The 14859-nt window shown below is 63.8% G+C and carries 15 protein-coding genes; 6 read left to right on the top strand and 9 right to left on the bottom strand.

Translation table 11 applies throughout. The annotated features are described in order from the left end of the window. The first annotated feature begins 522 nt into the window (after nt 1-522). The 3 genes from PQR02_RS16925 (at nt 523) to PQR02_RS16915 (ending at nt 3627) form a co-directional block, all read left to right on the top strand. Nucleotides 523-762, top strand: a complete 240-nt coding sequence (locus PQR02_RS16925) for a DUF3311 domain-containing protein (protein ID WP_408232953.1) — start codon at nt 523-525, stop codon at nt 760-762. Beyond that, entirely contained in the window at nt 762-2312 is a 1551-nt protein-coding gene (gene mctP / locus PQR02_RS16920; RefSeq protein WP_408232950.1) for a monocarboxylate uptake permease MctP, read from the top strand. Before PQR02_RS16925 ends, mctP begins: the two co-directional genes overlap by 1 nt. A 190-nt stretch (nt 2313-2502) precedes the next feature. Further along, entirely contained in the window at nt 2503-3627 is a 1125-nt protein-coding gene (locus tag PQR02_RS16915; RefSeq protein WP_408232947.1) for an FUSC family protein, read from the top strand. 12 nt (nt 3628-3639) lie between these two features. Here PQR02_RS16915 and PQR02_RS16910 read toward each other — a convergent pair whose 3' ends face one another. The 5 genes from PQR02_RS16910 to PQR02_RS16890 all read right to left on the bottom strand — a co-directional run bounded on the left by PQR02_RS16910 (nt 3640) and on the right by PQR02_RS16890 (nt 9086). After that, the gene (locus PQR02_RS16910) at nt 3640-4059 is read right to left on the bottom strand and encodes a VOC family protein (RefSeq protein WP_408232944.1); all 420 of its coding nucleotides are present in this window, start codon (nt 4057-4059) and stop codon (nt 3640-3642) included. A 304-nt stretch (nt 4060-4363) separates the two neighbouring features. Beyond that, the gene (gene tal, locus PQR02_RS16905) at nt 4364-5317 is read right to left on the bottom strand and encodes a transaldolase (protein WP_408232941.1); all 954 of its coding nucleotides are present in this window, start codon (nt 5315-5317) and stop codon (nt 4364-4366) included. Between the two features lie 349 nt (nt 5318-5666). Further along, nucleotides 5667-6887, bottom strand: coding sequence for a benzoate/H(+) symporter BenE family transporter (locus PQR02_RS16900; RefSeq protein ID WP_408232938.1), 1221 nt, complete (start codon nt 6885-6887; stop codon nt 5667-5669). Nucleotides 6888-6968: 81 nt separating this feature from the next. Next, nucleotides 6969-8144 carry a vWA domain-containing protein gene (locus PQR02_RS16895; RefSeq protein WP_408232935.1) on the bottom strand — a complete coding sequence of 392 codons (1176 nt, stop codon included), beginning with the start codon at nt 8142-8144 and terminating at the stop codon, nt 6969-6971. A 99-nt stretch (nt 8145-8243) separates the two neighbouring features. Continuing rightward, a complete protein-coding gene (locus tag PQR02_RS16890) occupies nt 8244-9086 on the bottom strand; it encodes an AAA family ATPase (protein ID WP_408232932.1) in 843 nt (280 codons plus the stop codon). A gap of 494 nt (nt 9087-9580) precedes the next feature. On the opposite strand from PQR02_RS16890, the gene PQR02_RS16885 reads away from it, so the two are divergent. Together PQR02_RS16885 and PQR02_RS16880 are read left to right on the top strand one after the other, a co-directional pair. Further along, complete coding sequence (locus PQR02_RS16885) at nt 9581-9949, top strand: c-type cytochrome (protein ID WP_408232929.1); 369 nt, start codon at nt 9581-9583, stop codon at nt 9947-9949. 47 nt (nt 9950-9996) lie between these two features. Beyond that, entirely contained in the window at nt 9997-10380 is a 384-nt protein-coding gene (locus tag PQR02_RS16880) for a c-type cytochrome (protein ID WP_408232926.1), read from the top strand. A 137-nt stretch (nt 10381-10517) separates the two neighbouring features. Here PQR02_RS16880 and PQR02_RS16875 read toward each other — a convergent pair whose 3' ends face one another. The 3 genes from PQR02_RS16875 to rsxB form a co-directional block, all read right to left on the bottom strand. Further along, on the bottom strand, nt 10518-10952 hold the full coding sequence (locus PQR02_RS16875) for a DUF1841 family protein (RefSeq protein WP_408233134.1): 435 nt from the start codon (nt 10950-10952) through the stop codon (nt 10518-10520). 94 nt (nt 10953-11046) lie between these two features. Next, nucleotides 11047-11691 (bottom strand): endonuclease III, encoded by a 645-nt coding sequence (gene nth / locus PQR02_RS16870; protein WP_408232923.1) that lies wholly within the window; start codon nt 11689-11691, stop codon nt 11047-11049. Between the two features lie 29 nt (nt 11692-11720). Continuing rightward, entirely contained in the window at nt 11721-12545 is an 825-nt protein-coding gene (gene rsxB / locus PQR02_RS16865) for an electron transport complex subunit RsxB (RefSeq protein ID WP_408232920.1), read from the bottom strand. A 231-nt stretch (nt 12546-12776) separates the two neighbouring features. Here rsxB and PQR02_RS16860 point away from each other — a divergent pair, with 231 nt between their 5' ends. Beyond that, entirely contained in the window at nt 12777-13409 is a 633-nt protein-coding gene (locus tag PQR02_RS16860) for a TetR/AcrR family transcriptional regulator (RefSeq protein ID WP_408232917.1), read from the top strand. Nucleotides 13410-13555: 146 nt separating this feature from the next. Here the strand turns inward: PQR02_RS16860 and PQR02_RS16855 are convergent, their stop codons facing one another. Further along, nucleotides 13556-14833, bottom strand: a complete 1278-nt coding sequence (locus PQR02_RS16855) for a polyhydroxyalkanoate depolymerase (RefSeq protein WP_408232914.1) — start codon at nt 14831-14833, stop codon at nt 13556-13558. Nucleotides 14834-14859 lie beyond the last annotated feature (26 nt).

Raw genomic sequence — 14859 nt, 5'->3', positions numbered from 1 at the left:
CGGGCCGGTATGGATGCCGGTTCGCGGCCGCTGGCAATGTTTCAAGGGCCGCCCGGCGTGCGCGGGATAGCCCGAGTGTCTCGGCCGCGCCACACTCGCCGACCACGAAAGCAGCGTCAGGCACGCTCAGCGGCTGCCGCTCCAGGCGCCCCGTCGTGGTGCCAACCCGACTGAAACCGCAGGCAGCAGCGCATCCGCCGCTGCAATCACGCCCGTCACCATTAAGCGCTGCCAATCATTGCTTCGCCCGGCCCGGCGCTCGACTCCAATCAATCCGATTGCGCATAACGTGCGTCGCCGACGCAGGCAGTGCAAGCCCCGCGCGCACTGACCCAGCATGCATCTTTCTCGCCGTTTCCGCCGTCCAGGCGCGATTTCGCCTCGGGTCGTCCCTGCTTGACCGCGAGTTCGCCGCTCCTATACTCTTTCGGAGCTTTCGGGGCGCCCGTAGCCACCCGCCGCGGGAATCACCTCCCGTCAACCACGGGCTCGACAATTCAAAAATAGGAAAGAGGAGACGTCATGGCTCACGACGCCGACGCGAACAAGGCCAGCAAGCACTGGCTCTGGTTGCTGCTGCTGCCCTGGATCGCAATGATCTGGGTGCCGTCGTACAACAGGATCGAACCGCAGTTGTTCGACTTCCCGTTCTTCTACTGGTACCAGCTGCTGTGGGTGCTGATCAGCGCGGTCATCACGGCACTCGTGTACTTCAAGACCAAATCGCGCTACACGGGCCGTTCGCAAGGGGGCGCGCAATAATGAACGCCACTGCGACTTTCGTCTTCGTTCTGTTTTTCATCGGCGTCACGATTCTCGGCTTCGTCGCGGCCCATTGGCGGCGCGGCGACCTCGCCCATCTGGAAGAGTGGGGCCTCGGCGGCCGGCGCTTCGGCACCATCGTCACGTGGTTCCTGCTGGGCGGCGACCTGTACACCGCGTACACGTTCATCGCCGTGCCGGCACTGGTGTTCGGTGCAGGGGCAACCGGTTTCTTCGCGCTGCCGTACACGATCCTGATCTATCCGTTCGCCTTCGTCGTGTTCCCCAAACTGTGGAGCATCGCCAAGCGTCACGGCTACGTGACATCGGCGGACTTCGTGTCGGCCCGCTATGGCAGCCGCATGCTCGCGCTGGCTATCGCCGTGACCGGCATCGTCGCGACCATGCCGTACATCGCGCTGCAACTGGTCGGCATCGAAGTGGTGATCGGCGCGCTCGGCTTCGACACCACGGGCTTCGTCGGCGATCTGCCGCTGATTATCGCGTTCGCAATTCTTGCCGCCTACACGTACACGTCGGGCCTGCGCGCGCCGGCCATGATCGCGGTGGTCAAGGACATCCTGATCTACGTGACGATCTTCGCCGCGATCATCGTGATTCCGCCGCAACTGGGCGGCTTCGGCCATATCTTCGGCGTGGTGCCGCCGGCCAAGCTGCTGCTGAAGTCGCCCGACGTGTCGAGTCTGAACGGCTACAGCGCCTACGCGACGCTCGCGGTCGGCTCGGCGCTCGCGCTGTTCCTGTACCCGCATTCGATCACCGCGGTGCTGTCGTCGAAGTCGGGCAACACGATCCGCCGCAACATGGCGCTGCTGCCGGCCTATTCGCTGGTGCTCGGTCTGCTCGCGCTGCTCGGTTTCATGGCGCTTGCGGCCGGCGTGAAGGACATGCCGGAGTTCGTGCCGTACTTCAAGGCGTTCGGGCCGAACTTCGCGGTGCCGGCGCTGTTCTTGCACTTCTTCCCGTCGTGGTTCGTCGGCGTGGCGTTCGCGGCGATCGGTATCGGCGCGCTGGTGCCGGCGGCGATCATGTCGATCGCGGCAGCGAACCTGTACACGCGCAACGTGCACAAGGAGTTCGTCAACCGCAACATGACGCACGAGCAGGAGACCAACGTCGCGAAGCTGGTCTCGCTGATCGTCAAGGTTGGCGCGGTCGCGTTCATTCTCGGTCTGCCGCTCACGTATGCGATCCAGTTGCAGTTGCTCGGCGGCATCTGGATCATCCAGACGCTGCCGGCCATCGTGCTGGGTCTGTACACGCGGGTGCTCGACTATCGCGGCCTGCTGGCGGGCTGGGCGGTCGGTATCGCCACCGGCACGTGGATGGCGATTTCGCTGAAGCTGGCCAGCTCGATCTTCACGATCCATCTGTTCGGCATCGCGATTCCGGGCTATGCGGCGGTGTGGTCGCTGATCGTGAACCTGGTGGTGGCGGTGGTGGTGAGCCTGCTGGTGCGCGTGTTCGGCATGCAGCGCGCCGAAGACCGTACCCGTCCGGAAGATTATCTGGATGTGGTCGAAGGCTGATCGCCCGGCTGCGCGCCGTCCGGTTTCATCCGGTGCGGCGCGTTGAACGACGCAGCGCCCGCAGACGAAAGTTTGCGGGCGTTTGTCTTTGGCGGGCACTCAGGGCAGGATAGCGGAACCGTCCTTCAACGCGTCCTTCGTCGGTCCTGCATGGGCCTTCCTGGGGCTTTCATGAGGCCGATACGCCGCCATGGCTTCTGCCGATTCCCGTACCGTGATTCCACGCCGTTCAGCGCTCAGCCGGATGGTGCGTGCGGTGACCTCGCCTTACTACCGCTATCGCCACGCGAGGGCGCTGCACAGCGTGCGCGTCGGCCTCGCGATGCTGTTCTCGATTCTCGCAACCACCGGTATCGACATTCCGCACGGCATCTGGTCGTCGGTGACGCTGCTGGTGGTGATCGGCGGCTTGCAGCATCACGGCAATATCCGCAAGAAGGCGGCCGAGCGCGCGGCGGGGACGCTGCTCGGGGCGTCGATCGGGCTGTTGCTGATCTTGCAGCAGAACCTGATCGGCTCGCTGCCGCTCACCTATGTGCTGATGGCGATCGTTGCGTCGATCTGCGCGTGGTTCGCGATTGGCTCGGCGGGCTATGTCGGGCTGCTGACGGCGATCACGATGTGCATCGTCGCGGGTCATGGCGACAACCTGATCGAAGTCGGACTCTGGCGCACGCTGAACGTGCTGATCGGCATCGTGATCGCGCTGGCGTTTTCGTTCGCGCTGCCGTTGCACGCGACCTATTCGTGGCGTTACGGGCTCGCCGCCAATCTGCGCGAATGCGCGTCGATCTACGCGCGCCTGCTCGATGGCGAGACCATCGGCGAAGAGGAGCAGGTCAGGCGCTTTCTGCAAATCAACAAGCGGCTGGTGCAATTGCGCTCGCTGATGCCGTCGGTGGCGAAGGAAATCGACGTGCCGCAGGCGAAGCTGGAAGAGATCCAGCGGCTGCATCGCTCGGTGCTCAGCGCGCTGGAGTTGCTCGCGACCGGTCCGCTGATGCAGGCGGATGCCGCAGCCCGCACCGCGTACGCGCGGCAATGCGGCGCCGAAGTGCGTTCAGTGCGGGCGATTCTGCTCGCGATCGCGCGTGCACTGCGCTTCGGGCACGTGACGCGCTTCGGCATCCCGGCGGCATCGCCGCTAGTGCAGACGTGCGGCGATGCGGCGCCGGGGCTGCCGCCCGATTTGCAAGGCCCGTACTGGCTCGGGCAGCGGCTCGCGGAGCAGGTGGACCGCTTGCGCGCGCTGTTGCTGGAGACCGAGTCGAACTGGAATATCGAGCGGCATGGGCGGGGGTTGCGGAAAGAGTAGGTGGGGGCAGTTTCAGGCCTCCGGCGGCAGCGTCACCATCCACATCAGACCGAAGCGATCCACCACCATCCCGAACCCCTTGCTCCAGAAGGTCGGCTGGAACGGTAGCATCACCTGGCCGCCGTCGGCCAGCGCGTTGAAGTATTTCTGGGCGGACGCGCTGTCGTCGGCCGTCAACGACAGACTGAAGCCGTTCATCGGATTGGCGGCGGGATCGCAATTGCCGTCGGAGGCCATCCAGTCGGTCGAACCCATCCGCACGTTGGCATGCATGATCTTTTCTTCGAGACCCGGGCGTGGCCGGTTTTCCGTATCCGGCGGCGCTTCCTTGTAGCGCATCTTGAACGTGACTTCGGCGCCGAGCTTCTCGCAGTAATACTCGAGCGCCTCCTCGCAACGGCCGTTGAAAAATACGTAGGGCTGAACGTACATGATCGTCTCCGGGGATATAAAGTCGGTGGCACCGTCGTTTTTCCCGCTAACAGCGGCGGGGAAGGTGCTTGGGGACGATTGTAGTCGCCTGTTGCGGCGTCGATTGTGACGTTATCGCGCAGGAGACAACCGCGGCTCCGCCGGCTGCGCACGGGGACGGAATCGGGCTCCGAAGCGGGGAGCGAGCCGCAGGTCGAAGCGCGACCCGAAGCGGCCCATAAACGCCAAGCGGCCTTGAACCGTGAGGTCCAAGGCCGCTTGCCTGTCTCCGGCCGCGTGAATCACGCGGCGGCGCAAGCCACGCTTAACGCAGTGCTTCGATCAGCTTTTCCAGCTTGATGGCGTCCGCGGCAAACGCGCGGATGCCTTCGGCGAGCTTTTCGGTCGCCATGGCTTCGTCGTTGACGAGGAAGCGGAACGACGCTTCGTCGACCGGCACGCGCTCGATGTTCGCGTCATTGGCCAGCGCCGGCGAGAGCTTGCGCTCCACCTTGTCGGTGCTTTCCTGCAGCTTCTGCAGCAGATCCGGGCTGATGGTCAGCAGGTCACAGCCGGCCAGTTCCAGAATCTGACCGGGGGTGCGGAAGCTCGCGCCCATCACCTCGGTCTTGTAGCCGAACTTCTTGTAGTACGTGTAAATGCGGCGCACCGATTTGACGCCCGGATCGTTGGCGCCGCCGTCTTTCGCTTCGTCCCACGCGCTGCCGGCGTTCTTCTTGTACCAGTCGTAGATCCGGCCGACGAACGGCGAGATCAGTTGTGCGCCCGCTTCGGCGCAGGCCGCGGCCTGCGCGAGCGAGAACAGCAGCGTCATGTTGCAGTGGATGCCTTCCTTCTGCAGCACTTCGGCCGCGCGGACGCCCTCCCACGTCGAGGCCAGCTTGATCAGCACGCGTTCGCGGCCGATGCCGTGCTCCTTGTACAGCGCGATCAGCTCGCGGCCCTTGGCGATCGAGGCTTCGACATTGAACGACAGACGCGCGTCGACTTCGGTCGACACGCGGCCCGGGATGATTTTGAGGATTTCGGTGCCGAAGGCGATCAGCAACTGGTCGATGATCGCGCCGACCGGCTTGGACGCATGCGCCTTCACGGTCTTTTCGAGCAGCGGCCGGTAGTCGTCTTTCTGCACCGCTTTCAGAATCAGCGACGGATTGGTGGTCGCGTCCTGCGGCTTGTACTGGGCAAGCTGCTGGAAGTCACCGGTATCGGCGACGACGGTGGTGTATTGCTTGAGTTGATCGAGTGCGGTTGTCATGTTCAGGCCTTCAGGGCGCGTGCGCGCCGTGGTTCAGGAGAAATGAGGTCGCCGCCGGACTGACGGGACGAAATCAGCGCCAGCGGCCGCGGGTCACGCTGCAGCGCCGCCCGCGAGGTGGCCGGGTAGCGCTGCCGGATGCTTCTATTCTATGGCGGATCGCCTGATCCGGTATGGACAGTTGGCCCCGGCGATCCGTTCACGGGGATTTCGGGCGGTGGCGTCGCGCGGTGCGGATTGTCGCGGGGGGCTCTCTCGTCGCGTCGGCGTGGCGGGGGAGCGGCTGGCCGTGCGGGCCGTCCGCACGAGGCCGTTCGCGTTGCCGCGCCGAGCGTCCGCCATCAATCCGTCACGCGCGCCGCGCGTTCAGCACCAGTTGCGTCAGCACGCCCGCCACCAGCCCCCAGAATGCCGGTCCGATGGACAGCAGCGTCAGGCCGGAGGCCGTCACCATGAAGGTCACCAGCGCCGCCTCGCGCTGCTTCACGTCCTGCATCGCGTTGGCGAGGCCGCTCATGATCGAGGCGAACAGCGCCAGCGCCGCGACGGAGACCACCAGCGCCTTCGGCAAGGCGGCGAACAAGGCCGCGATGGTCGCGCCGAAAACGCCCGCCAGCAGATAGAAAATGCCACCCCAGACCGCGGCGGTGTAGCGCTTGTCGCGGTTTTCGTGCGCTTCGGGGCCGGTACAGATGGCCGCCGTGATCGCGGCAAGATTGATGCCGTGCGAGCCGAACGGTGCGAGCAGCAGCGACGCGATGCCGGTCGTCGAAATCAGCGGCGCGGACGGCGTGGTGTAACCGTCCGCGCGCAACACGGCGATGCCCGGCACGTTCTGCGACGCCATCGCGACGACGAACAGCGGAATTCCGATGCTGACGCTGGCTGCCACCGAGAACGCCGGCATCGTGAACACCGGTTGCGCGAGCGCGACGCGAAAGTGGCTGAAATCGAGCAGCCCCAGCCCGGCAGCGGCGGCCGTGCCGACGATCAGCGTCGTCACGATCGCGTAGCGCGGCGCGAGCCGTTTGACGATCAGATAGGTGAAGAACATCGTCAGCACGAGCGCGGTCTGGAACTGCGCGGCGCCGAAAATCTCGATGCCGATCTCGAACAGGATGCCCGCCAGCAAGGCCGACGCGATGCCGGCCGGGATCTTCTTCATCAGCGTGTCGAACCACCCGGTCAGACCGACCACGGTCAGCAGCGCCGCGCAGACGATAAACGCGCCGATCGCCTCCGCATAAGCCACGTGCGGCAGCGACGACACCAGCAGCGCCGCGCCGGGCGTCGACCACGCGATCACGATCGGCGCGCGAAAGCGCAGCGACAGACCGATCGTGCAGACGGCCATGCCGATCGACAGCGCACAGATCCACGATGAAATCTGCGCGCTGCTCAGATGCGCGGCCTGGCCCGCCTGGAACATCAGCACGAGCGAACTGGTGTAGCCCGTCATCATCGCGACGAAGCCGGCGACGATGGTGGACAGCGACGTGTCGGCGATCGGATTGAGGCGCCTGGGTGGCATGGCGGCCGGGGACAACTCCGGCGATGAAGAAGGACTCATGCAGATATTTTCTTATAGTTGAGGGTAGTGCTTGGCAGCGGCATAACGGCAAACCCGCAATCCGGTCGCGCTACGACAGCGTCATTTGCTCAGCATGCGCATCGCGGTCTCCAACCCGGCGAGCGTGAGCGGGTACATGCGGTGTCCGAGCACTTCGCGGATCGCGCTGACTGATTGCCGGTACGCCCACAAACCTTCCGGTTCAGGGTTGAGCCATGCGTGATGCGGGAAGTGATCCGCGAGACGGCGCAGCCATACCGCGCCGGCTTCGGCGTTGTTGTATTCGACCGAGCCGCCCGGCTGCAGCACTTCGTAGGGGCTCATGGTCGCGTCGCCGACGAAGATCAGCTTGTAGTCGGACGCGAATTTGTGCAGCACGTCCCACGTCGGCATGCGCTCGGCGTGACGGCGGCGATTGTTCTTCCACAGGAAGTCGTACACGCAGTTGTGGAAGTAATAAAACTCGAGATGCTTGAACTCGGCCTTCGCAGCGGAGAACAGCTCTTCGGTGCGCTTGATATGGTCGTCCATCGAGCCGCCCACGTCGAGCAGCATCAGCACCTTCACCTTGTTGTGGCGCTCGGGCACCATCTTCAGGTCGAGCCAGCCGGCGTTTGCGGCGGTGCTGCGGATCGTGTCGGGCAGGTCCAGTTCTTCGGCGGCGCCTTCGCGCGCGAAGCGGCGCAGGCGCCGCAGCGCGACCTTGATGTTGCGCGTGCCGATTTCCACCTGGTCGTCGTAGTCGCGATACGCGCGCGCTTCCCAGACCTTCACGGCGGTGCGGTTGCCCGCGGCATCGCCGCCGATGCGCACGCCTTCCGGGTTGTAGCCGCCATTGCCGAACGGCGACGTGCCGCCCGTGCCGATCCATTTGCTGCCGCCTTCGTGGCGCCCCTTCTGTTCGTCGAACAGTTCCTTGAGGCGCTCCATCAGCTTGTCGAGGCCGCCCATCGCTTCGATCTGCGCTTTTTCTTCCGGCGACAGGTCGCGCTGCAGCTTCTTCTTCAGCCAGTCGAGCGGGACGTCGAAGGCCAGCTCCGAGGCTACCGCGACACCGTTGAAATACGCGCCGAACGCCTGGTCGAACTTGTCGAAATACTGTTCGTCCTTGACCAGCGTGATGCGCGCGAGATAGTAGAACTCGTCGAGCGACGGCGCGATCACGTTGGCCTTGAGCGCTTCGAGCAGCGTCAGGTATTCCTTCACCGACACCGGCAGTTTGGCGGCGCGCAGCGAGTAGAAGAAGTCGATCAGCATGCTGTGTCCTATCCAGGATACGTGCTGCAGCGGCGAATGGTCGGTGCCGGGAGCCGGGTTGTGACTCGGGCTGCGACTCGTCCGCCGCTCAGCAGTCGCTCAACGGTTGTTGCGGTTCATGAAGATCAAACGCTCGAACAGGCTCACGTCCTGCTCGTTCTTCAGCAGCGCGCCGTGCAGCGGCGGAATGATCTGCTTCTGGTCCGACGAGCGCAGCGCTTCGGGCGGAATGTCTTCGGCGAGCAGCAGCTTGAGCCAGTCGAGCAGCTCCGAGGTGGACGGCTTCTTCTTCAGCCCGGCGACGTTGCGCAGTTCGAAGAAGCTCTGCATCGCCGCGGCGAGCAGTTCCTTCTTGATGCCGGGGTAGTGCACCTCGACGATCTGCTGCATCGTGACCGGCTCGGGAAACTTGATGTAGTGGAAAAAGCAGCGGCGCAGGAACGCGTCGGGCAGCTCCTTCTCGTTGTTCGACGTGATGATCACGAGCGGGCGCTGTTTGGCGCGCACCAGTTCGTGGGTCTCGTAGACGTAGAACTCCATGCGGTCGAGTTCGCGCAGCAAGTCGTTCGGGAATTCGATGTCGGCCTTGTCGATCTCGTCGATCAGCAGCACGGTTTGCTGTTCCGACTCGAACGCCTGCCACAGCACGCCCTTGACGATATAGTTGCGGATTTCCTTGACGCGCTCGTCGCCGAGCTGCGAATCGCGCAGCCGCGAGACGGCGTCGTATTCGTACAGACCCTGCTGGGCCTTGGTGGTGGACTTGATATGCCACTGCAGGAGCGGCATGTCGAGCGCGGCGGCGACCTCTTCGGCGAGCATGGTCTTGCCGGTGCCCGGTTCACCCTTGATCAGCAACGGACGCTTGAGCGTCATCGCGGCGTTGACCGCGAGCTTGAGGTCGTCGGTGGCGACGTACTGCGATGAGCCTTCGAAACGCATGGCGTGGTGCTCGTGTTCGGGAAAAAACCCAGTATAAGTCAGAAGGCCTGTTGGCCTGAAACCGGCTCGCGTATGGTGTGAGCCGCGGTGTCGCCCGGGTTGCCGCACGGCGAGCGCGTGTGTCGCACCGCGTTGCAGGTGGTGCGCACGAGCGGGTGATGTGCCCGTTTGGTGTTCGCACGGTGCGCCCGGCGTCTGCTCGCGCCGCGCTTGCCGCGTCGTGTCGGAGCCGGAGTCGGAGTTGGAGTTGGGCTTCGCGGACCGGGCGCCCGGGCATCGGCTAGCATTGCGCGGCGGTCGCGCAGGACTAGAGCGGCGTGGGCCGTGGCTTTGCAGTCGGCGGGCGGCCCGCTGGCCCCGCGCTGTGGACGTTCGGCGCGGCGTCGCGGTACAATTAGCCCGATTTTTTTGGCCTGCGTGGCTACCCTATAAGAAGAACGGCGCGGGCCGTTGCCTTTTTGGGCGCCCGTTCCCCTCAAGCCAGGTTACCTGCTATGAATAAATTCGTCGGCAAACATGTCGTGATCGCAGCGCTGTCGGTGCTCGCGGGCCTTGCGGCCAGCGCGCAGGCAGCGGATGTCGTCGGCAACGCCAAGGCGGGCCAGGACAAGGTCGCGATGTGTATTGGCTGCCACGGCATCCCCGAGTACCGCACGGCTTACCCTGAGGTCTATCGCGTGCCGATGCTTGGCGGCCAGAATCAGACGTACCTGGAAAATGCCCTGCGCGGCTACAAGAAGGGCGACCGCCATTTCGATACGATGCATGCCATCGCCGTCTCGCTGTCGGACCAGGACATCGCCGACATCGCTGCCTACTACGCGGCGCAAAATTCCTCTTCGAAGAGCAATCCCGACAAGTGATCGGCGTCGGTCACCCGGCTATCAATATTCGCGGGATAGGAGAATTCATGATTAAGCCCCAACAGGCACTCCACATGGTGTTCAAGGCTGCATGCGCGTCGGCGGCAGTGATCGGTCTGGTTGCAGCGAACGTCGCGCACGCCGCCGACGCCGCCAACGGCAAGGTACTGGCCGACAGCCACAACTGCGCGGCCTGTCACGGGGTGAACCTGAACAAGCCGGTAGTCCCGGAGTATCCGAAGCTCGCCGGTCAGCACGCCGACTACATCTACTGGGCTCTGCGCCAGTACCAGATGGGCGTCGGCAACCCGCACCTCGGCCGCAACAACGCGATCATGCAGGCGCAGGTGCAGAGCCTGTCGCAAAGTGACATGAAAGACATCGCGGCTTATGTCGAATCGCTGAGCGGCGACCTGGTGCAGAAGAAATAAGCGCGCCGCATCCGGATTGAATTCAACGACACCCCGCCTCGGCGGGGTGTTTTGTTTTGGGCGGCCCGCTTGGGTTCAGCCGATTAGGGGTAATCCGCTATGGGCGATGCGCATGCGGGCGGACCTCGGCCCAACCCTCAATCGCGCGTGGCGCGCCGCTCGATCCGCTGCAAATACGCATCCGTGTCCGGTGGCGTGCCGGTGCGCTGCGCTTCCCAGATGGTCTCACCGAGGCAGTCCATGATCGCGTGCTGCGCTTCGTGCGTCGAGCCGAGGCGGGCGGCAAGCCGCTCGTGCGCTGCGCGAATGCCGGGCGGCTGGTCGATCGACAACTGTTCGCTGATCGCCAGATGCATCGACAGATGCAGGAACGGATTAGTCTGCCCGCGCTCGGGCGAGTAGTCCTGCGCCTTGGCGGCGTCGGTATCGCACAGGTCGGCATGATATTCGGGATGCTCGACGATCCAGTCGGCGGCGATCGCCTCCAGCGGCGTCAGAATCTCGCCTTGACGCTGCTTGCGCCAGGTGTCGGTGAAAAAAAGACGGACTTCGTCGCGGCTGGGATTGAACATCATGGAACCGGTGCGTTGGAGTGGAACGTGCGAGGCAAGCTCGCAGGCCAGCATTTTACGCCGGGGCCGCGCGGCCTGCTGGCGGCCCGCGCGCTCAGAGATCCGGCGGCGGCGTTTTGGGCCGGAATTCGCATAGCGGCTCGATCACGCAATGCCAGCACTCCGGCCGGCGCGCCTTGCAGACATAGCGGCCGTGCAGAATCAGCCAGTGGTGCGCATCCTGCCTGAACTCGGGCGGTGTGAATTTCTCCAGCGCTGCTTCGACCGCGCGAACGTCCTTGCCGGGCGCGAGCCCGGTTCGATTGGCAACCCGAAAGATGTGCGTGTCGACCGCGATGGTCGGATGACCGAACGCCGTGTTCAGGATCACGTTGGCTGTCTTGCGGCCGACCCCCGGCAGGCTTTCGAGTGCTTCACGGTCCTCGGGCACTTCTCCACCGTACTGGTCGAGCAGAATGCGGCAGGTCGCGATGACGTTCTTCGCCTTGGTCCGGTAAAGGCCGATCGTCTGGATGTAGCCGGCCACGCCTTCTTCGCCGAGATCGAACACCTGCTGCGGTGTATTCGCAACCGGGAACATCTTGCGCATTGCCTTGTTGACCGACACGTCCGTGGCCTGTGCGGACAACAGCACGGCGATCAGCAGTTCGAACGGTGTCGTGTACTCGAGCTCGGTCGTCGGATGCGGGTTCAGACTCTGGAGCGTTTCGTAGATGGCGCGGCGTTTGTTCGCATTCATGCGGAGCGTGCGGTTGCGTGCGGTTGCGCTTAGCGAGGCGTGGACGAAGTGTCGTTGTCGTCGCCGGTCAGTCCGAGACGGCGGCGGCGCGCCTCGGCGGCATCGATCTGCGCCTGCACGTCGGCGCTGACACGCTCGGTGTTCAACGGGCCCTCGCCTTTGGCGGCCAGTTCTTCTTTCTTCTTGCGAGCGCGTTCGAGCGCGGCCTGGATAATCGCGCGTTTCTTCGCTTCGGCGTCTTCGGTGGCCGGGGCGGCATGCGCCTGCGCCACCTGGCTCGCTGCGGCGACAGTGCCGCCAACGGACCGCCGCGCCGCCGCGCGCGCTTCGGCGGCTTCGCGTTCGCGCGCGAGGCGCGCTTCGCGCCGGTCATGGCGCGCGCGCGCGGCGTCGGCCTGGCTTTGGCTCCATGCGTCCCAGCCGCTTGCGTCGCCCGTGACAGGCGGCATCGAAATGCAGTCGACCGGACAGGGCGGCACGCACAAATCGCAACCGGTGCAGAGTTCGGCGATCACGGTGTGCATCTGTTTCGGTGCGCCAACTATTGCGTCGACCGGACACGCCTGCATGCACAACGTGCAGCCGATGCAAACCTGTTCGTCGATAACCGCCAAAGGACGCGGCCGTTCGACGCCGTTGGCGGAATTCAGCGGAATCACCGGTTTGCCGAGCAGCGCGGAGAGGCGTGCGATGCCTTCGGCACCACCCGGCGGGCATTGGTTGTAGTTGGCTTCGCCGTTCGCGATGGCTTCGGCATAAGGCCGGCATGCGGGATAACCGCATTTGGTGCATTGCGTTTGAGGCAGCAGATCTTCGATGCGATCTGCCAGTATTTTGATGTCTGTTACGGTCACGACGTGGGGGCTTGCCTTGCGGCCGCACAGCTTGAACTAAATGCCACATTATCGCCGATTTCCCCAATTGCCATCCGCAATCCATGTGCCATAATCGAAGCGCTTTTTCGAAAGACCGCAGAAAAGGGTGTCCCCCAACCATGGCGCGCCCGTTCAACGCTGTCGGTGCAAGGCCCGAGGAGAGGCCGGCGGCGCGATCCGGATAACGCGGCTCACGAAGACGATGCCACCATGAATCAGCCGAAAATCAAAAGAGATCCTGAAGGCACGAGGCGCCGCATTCTGCTTGCGGCGGCGGAAGAGTTTGCAAATGGGGGGCTGTTCGGCGCACGTGTCGATCAGATTGCCCGCCGCGCGGAAACCAATGAACGGATGCTCTATTACTACTTCGGTAGCAAGGAGCAGCTCTTCACCGCGGTACTCGAGCACGCATTCAGCGCGCTCAACGAAGCGGAACGCACGCTCGAACTGAATGGCATCGCGCCGGTCGAGGCCGTTACGCGTCTTGCGCATTTTGTTTGGGATTACTACCGCGATCATCCCGAACTGCTGCGTCTGATCAACAACGAGAACCTGCATGAAGCACGCTACATGCAGAAGTCGTCGCGCATCCGCGAAATGATCTCGCCGATCGTCGCCACGCTCGGCGGGATCCTCGAACGCGGGCAGCGCGCGGGGCTGTTTCGCACCAACGTCGATCCGTTGCGCTTTTACGTGACGCTGTCGGGAATGGGCTACTACATCGTGTCGAACCGCTTCACGCTCGAAGCGACGCTCGGCCGCGATTTCAGCAGTGCCGCCGAACGCAGTGAAGTGATTCAGATGAACACCGAGCTGCTGCTCGCGTATCTGTTGCGCAAGTAGGCGGGCGGCGTGGGCGCGTGGCAAACGGGCGCTGCTCGCCGGCACGCATCCCGAGCACGCATCGAAACCAGACGTGATCCACCAACGACAACGGCCTCCAGAGAGGCCGTTGTGGTCAATCGACTGCTGCGCGTGTGGTAATCAGATCAGGCTTCAGCCTTTTCCTTCACCACCTTCTGCGTCTTGTTGTGCTCGAGGATGAAGTCGCGCAACTGCGGATAGATGATGGTGCGCCAGCGCCGTCCCGAGAAAATGCCGTAGTGGCCGCATTTTTCCGCGGTGAAGTGGCGCTTGTTGTTCTCCGGAATGCCGGTGCACAGTTCGTGCGCCGCAAAGGTCTGACCGTCACCGGAGATATCGTCCAGTTCGCCTTCAATCGTAAACAGCGCGGTGTGCTTGATGTCCTGCGGCTTCACCCGCTCGCCGGCGACGTCCCACGTGCCTTCGGCGAGACGGAACTCCTGGAACACCACACGGATCGTGTCGAGGTAGTAGTCCGCGTCCATGTCGAGCACCGCGTTGTACTCGTCGTAGAAGCTGCGATGCGCTTCCGCATCTTCTTCGTCGCCGCGCAGCAGGCTCTGGTAGAAGTCCCAATGCGAGGCCGCATGACGTTCCGGATTCATCGCGACAAAACCGGTGTGCTGCAAAAAGCCCGGGTACACCTTGCGGCCCACGCCCGGATAGTTCGGCGGCACCGTGAAGATCACGTTGTTCTCGAACCACTGGTACGAGTGCTGCGTGGCGAGTGAGTTGACCGAGGTCGGGCTCTTGCGCGCGTCGATCGGGCCGCCCATCATCGTCATGGTGCGCGGCGTGTCCTCGCCGCGGCTCGCCAGTAGCGAAATGGCGGCGAGCACCGGCACGGTCGGCTGGCACACCGAGATCACGTGCAGATTCTTCGCGCCGATGTGACGGATGAATTCCTGGATATATGCGACGTAGTCCTCCAGACCAAACTCGCCGGCTTCGAGCGGCACCATGCGCGCATCGATCCAGTCGGTCAGATAGACCTTGTGGTCCTGCAACAACGTTCGCACGGTGTCGCGCAGCAGCGTGGCGTGGTGTCCCGACAACGGTGCGCAAACCAGCACGACCGGCTCATCTTTCAATTGGGCAACAGCATCGCTGTCGTCGGCGAAGCGCTTGAAGCGCATCAGACGGCAAAACGGTTTCTCGACGATGATCTGTTCGATGATCGGAATGTTGTGACCATCTTTGACGATCTGATGGAGATTGAACTCGGGCTTTTCGTAATCCTTGCCGAGCCGGTAGAGCAGTTCGTAACCGGCAGACAGGCGTGTGGCGCCGGGCACATAGGCTAGGGGACTGGCGGGATTCGCGAACGATTTCGACGCGGCCTGGGCCCAGGCGGTAAGGGGGCTCAACATAGCCCGCTGGAATTCGTGGAATTGATAGAGCATGGGTGCTCCGTTTTAAGCGGTTCGCA

Origin of the sequence: Paraburkholderia sediminicola, assembly GCF_046026895.1 — a bacterium.
GTDB classification, from domain to species: domain Bacteria; phylum Pseudomonadota; class Gammaproteobacteria; order Burkholderiales; family Burkholderiaceae; genus Paraburkholderia; species Paraburkholderia sediminicola_C.
The sequence above is the reverse complement of the archived record's forward strand: the minus strand, read 5'-3'. Positions and strand labels throughout refer to the sequence as shown.

What these genes read in the sequence shown, in the direction of transcription:
- mctP (WP_408232950.1), top strand. Translation starts at nt 762, where the DNA reads ATGAACGCCACTGCGACTTTCGTCTTCGTTCTGTTTTTCATCGGCGTC.
- nth (WP_408232923.1), bottom strand. Translation starts at nt 11,691, where the DNA reads ATGAATGCGAACAAACGCCGCGCCATCTACGAAACGCTCCAGAGTCTG.
- PQR02_RS16895 (WP_408232935.1), bottom strand. Translation starts at nt 8,144, where the DNA reads ATGCTGATCGACTTCTTCTACTCGCTGCGCGCCGCCAAACTGCCGGTG.
- PQR02_RS16910 (WP_408232944.1), bottom strand. Translation starts at nt 4,059, where the DNA reads ATGTACGTTCAGCCCTACGTATTTTTCAACGGCCGTTGCGAGGAGGCG.
- PQR02_RS16885 (WP_408232929.1), top strand. Translation starts at nt 9,581, where the DNA reads ATGAATAAATTCGTCGGCAAACATGTCGTGATCGCAGCGCTGTCGGTG.
- PQR02_RS16855 (WP_408232914.1), bottom strand. Translation starts at nt 14,833, where the DNA reads ATGCTCTATCAATTCCACGAATTCCAGCGGGCTATGTTGAGCCCCCTT.
- PQR02_RS16880 (WP_408232926.1), top strand. Translation starts at nt 9,997, where the DNA reads ATGATTAAGCCCCAACAGGCACTCCACATGGTGTTCAAGGCTGCATGC.
- PQR02_RS16915 (WP_408232947.1), top strand. Translation starts at nt 2,503, where the DNA reads ATGGCTTCTGCCGATTCCCGTACCGTGATTCCACGCCGTTCAGCGCTC.
- tal (WP_408232941.1), bottom strand. Translation starts at nt 5,317, where the DNA reads ATGACAACCGCACTCGATCAACTCAAGCAATACACCACCGTCGTCGCC.
- PQR02_RS16925 (WP_408232953.1), top strand. Translation starts at nt 523, where the DNA reads ATGGCTCACGACGCCGACGCGAACAAGGCCAGCAAGCACTGGCTCTGG.
- PQR02_RS16900 (WP_408232938.1), bottom strand. Translation starts at nt 6,887, where the DNA reads ATGAGTCCTTCTTCATCGCCGGAGTTGTCCCCGGCCGCCATGCCACCC.
- PQR02_RS16875 (WP_408233134.1), bottom strand. Translation starts at nt 10,952, where the DNA reads ATGTTCAATCCCAGCCGCGACGAAGTCCGTCTTTTTTTCACCGACACC.
- PQR02_RS16890 (WP_408232932.1), bottom strand. Translation starts at nt 9,086, where the DNA reads ATGCGTTTCGAAGGCTCATCGCAGTACGTCGCCACCGACGACCTCAAG.
- PQR02_RS16860 (WP_408232917.1), top strand. Translation starts at nt 12,777, where the DNA reads ATGAATCAGCCGAAAATCAAAAGAGATCCTGAAGGCACGAGGCGCCGC.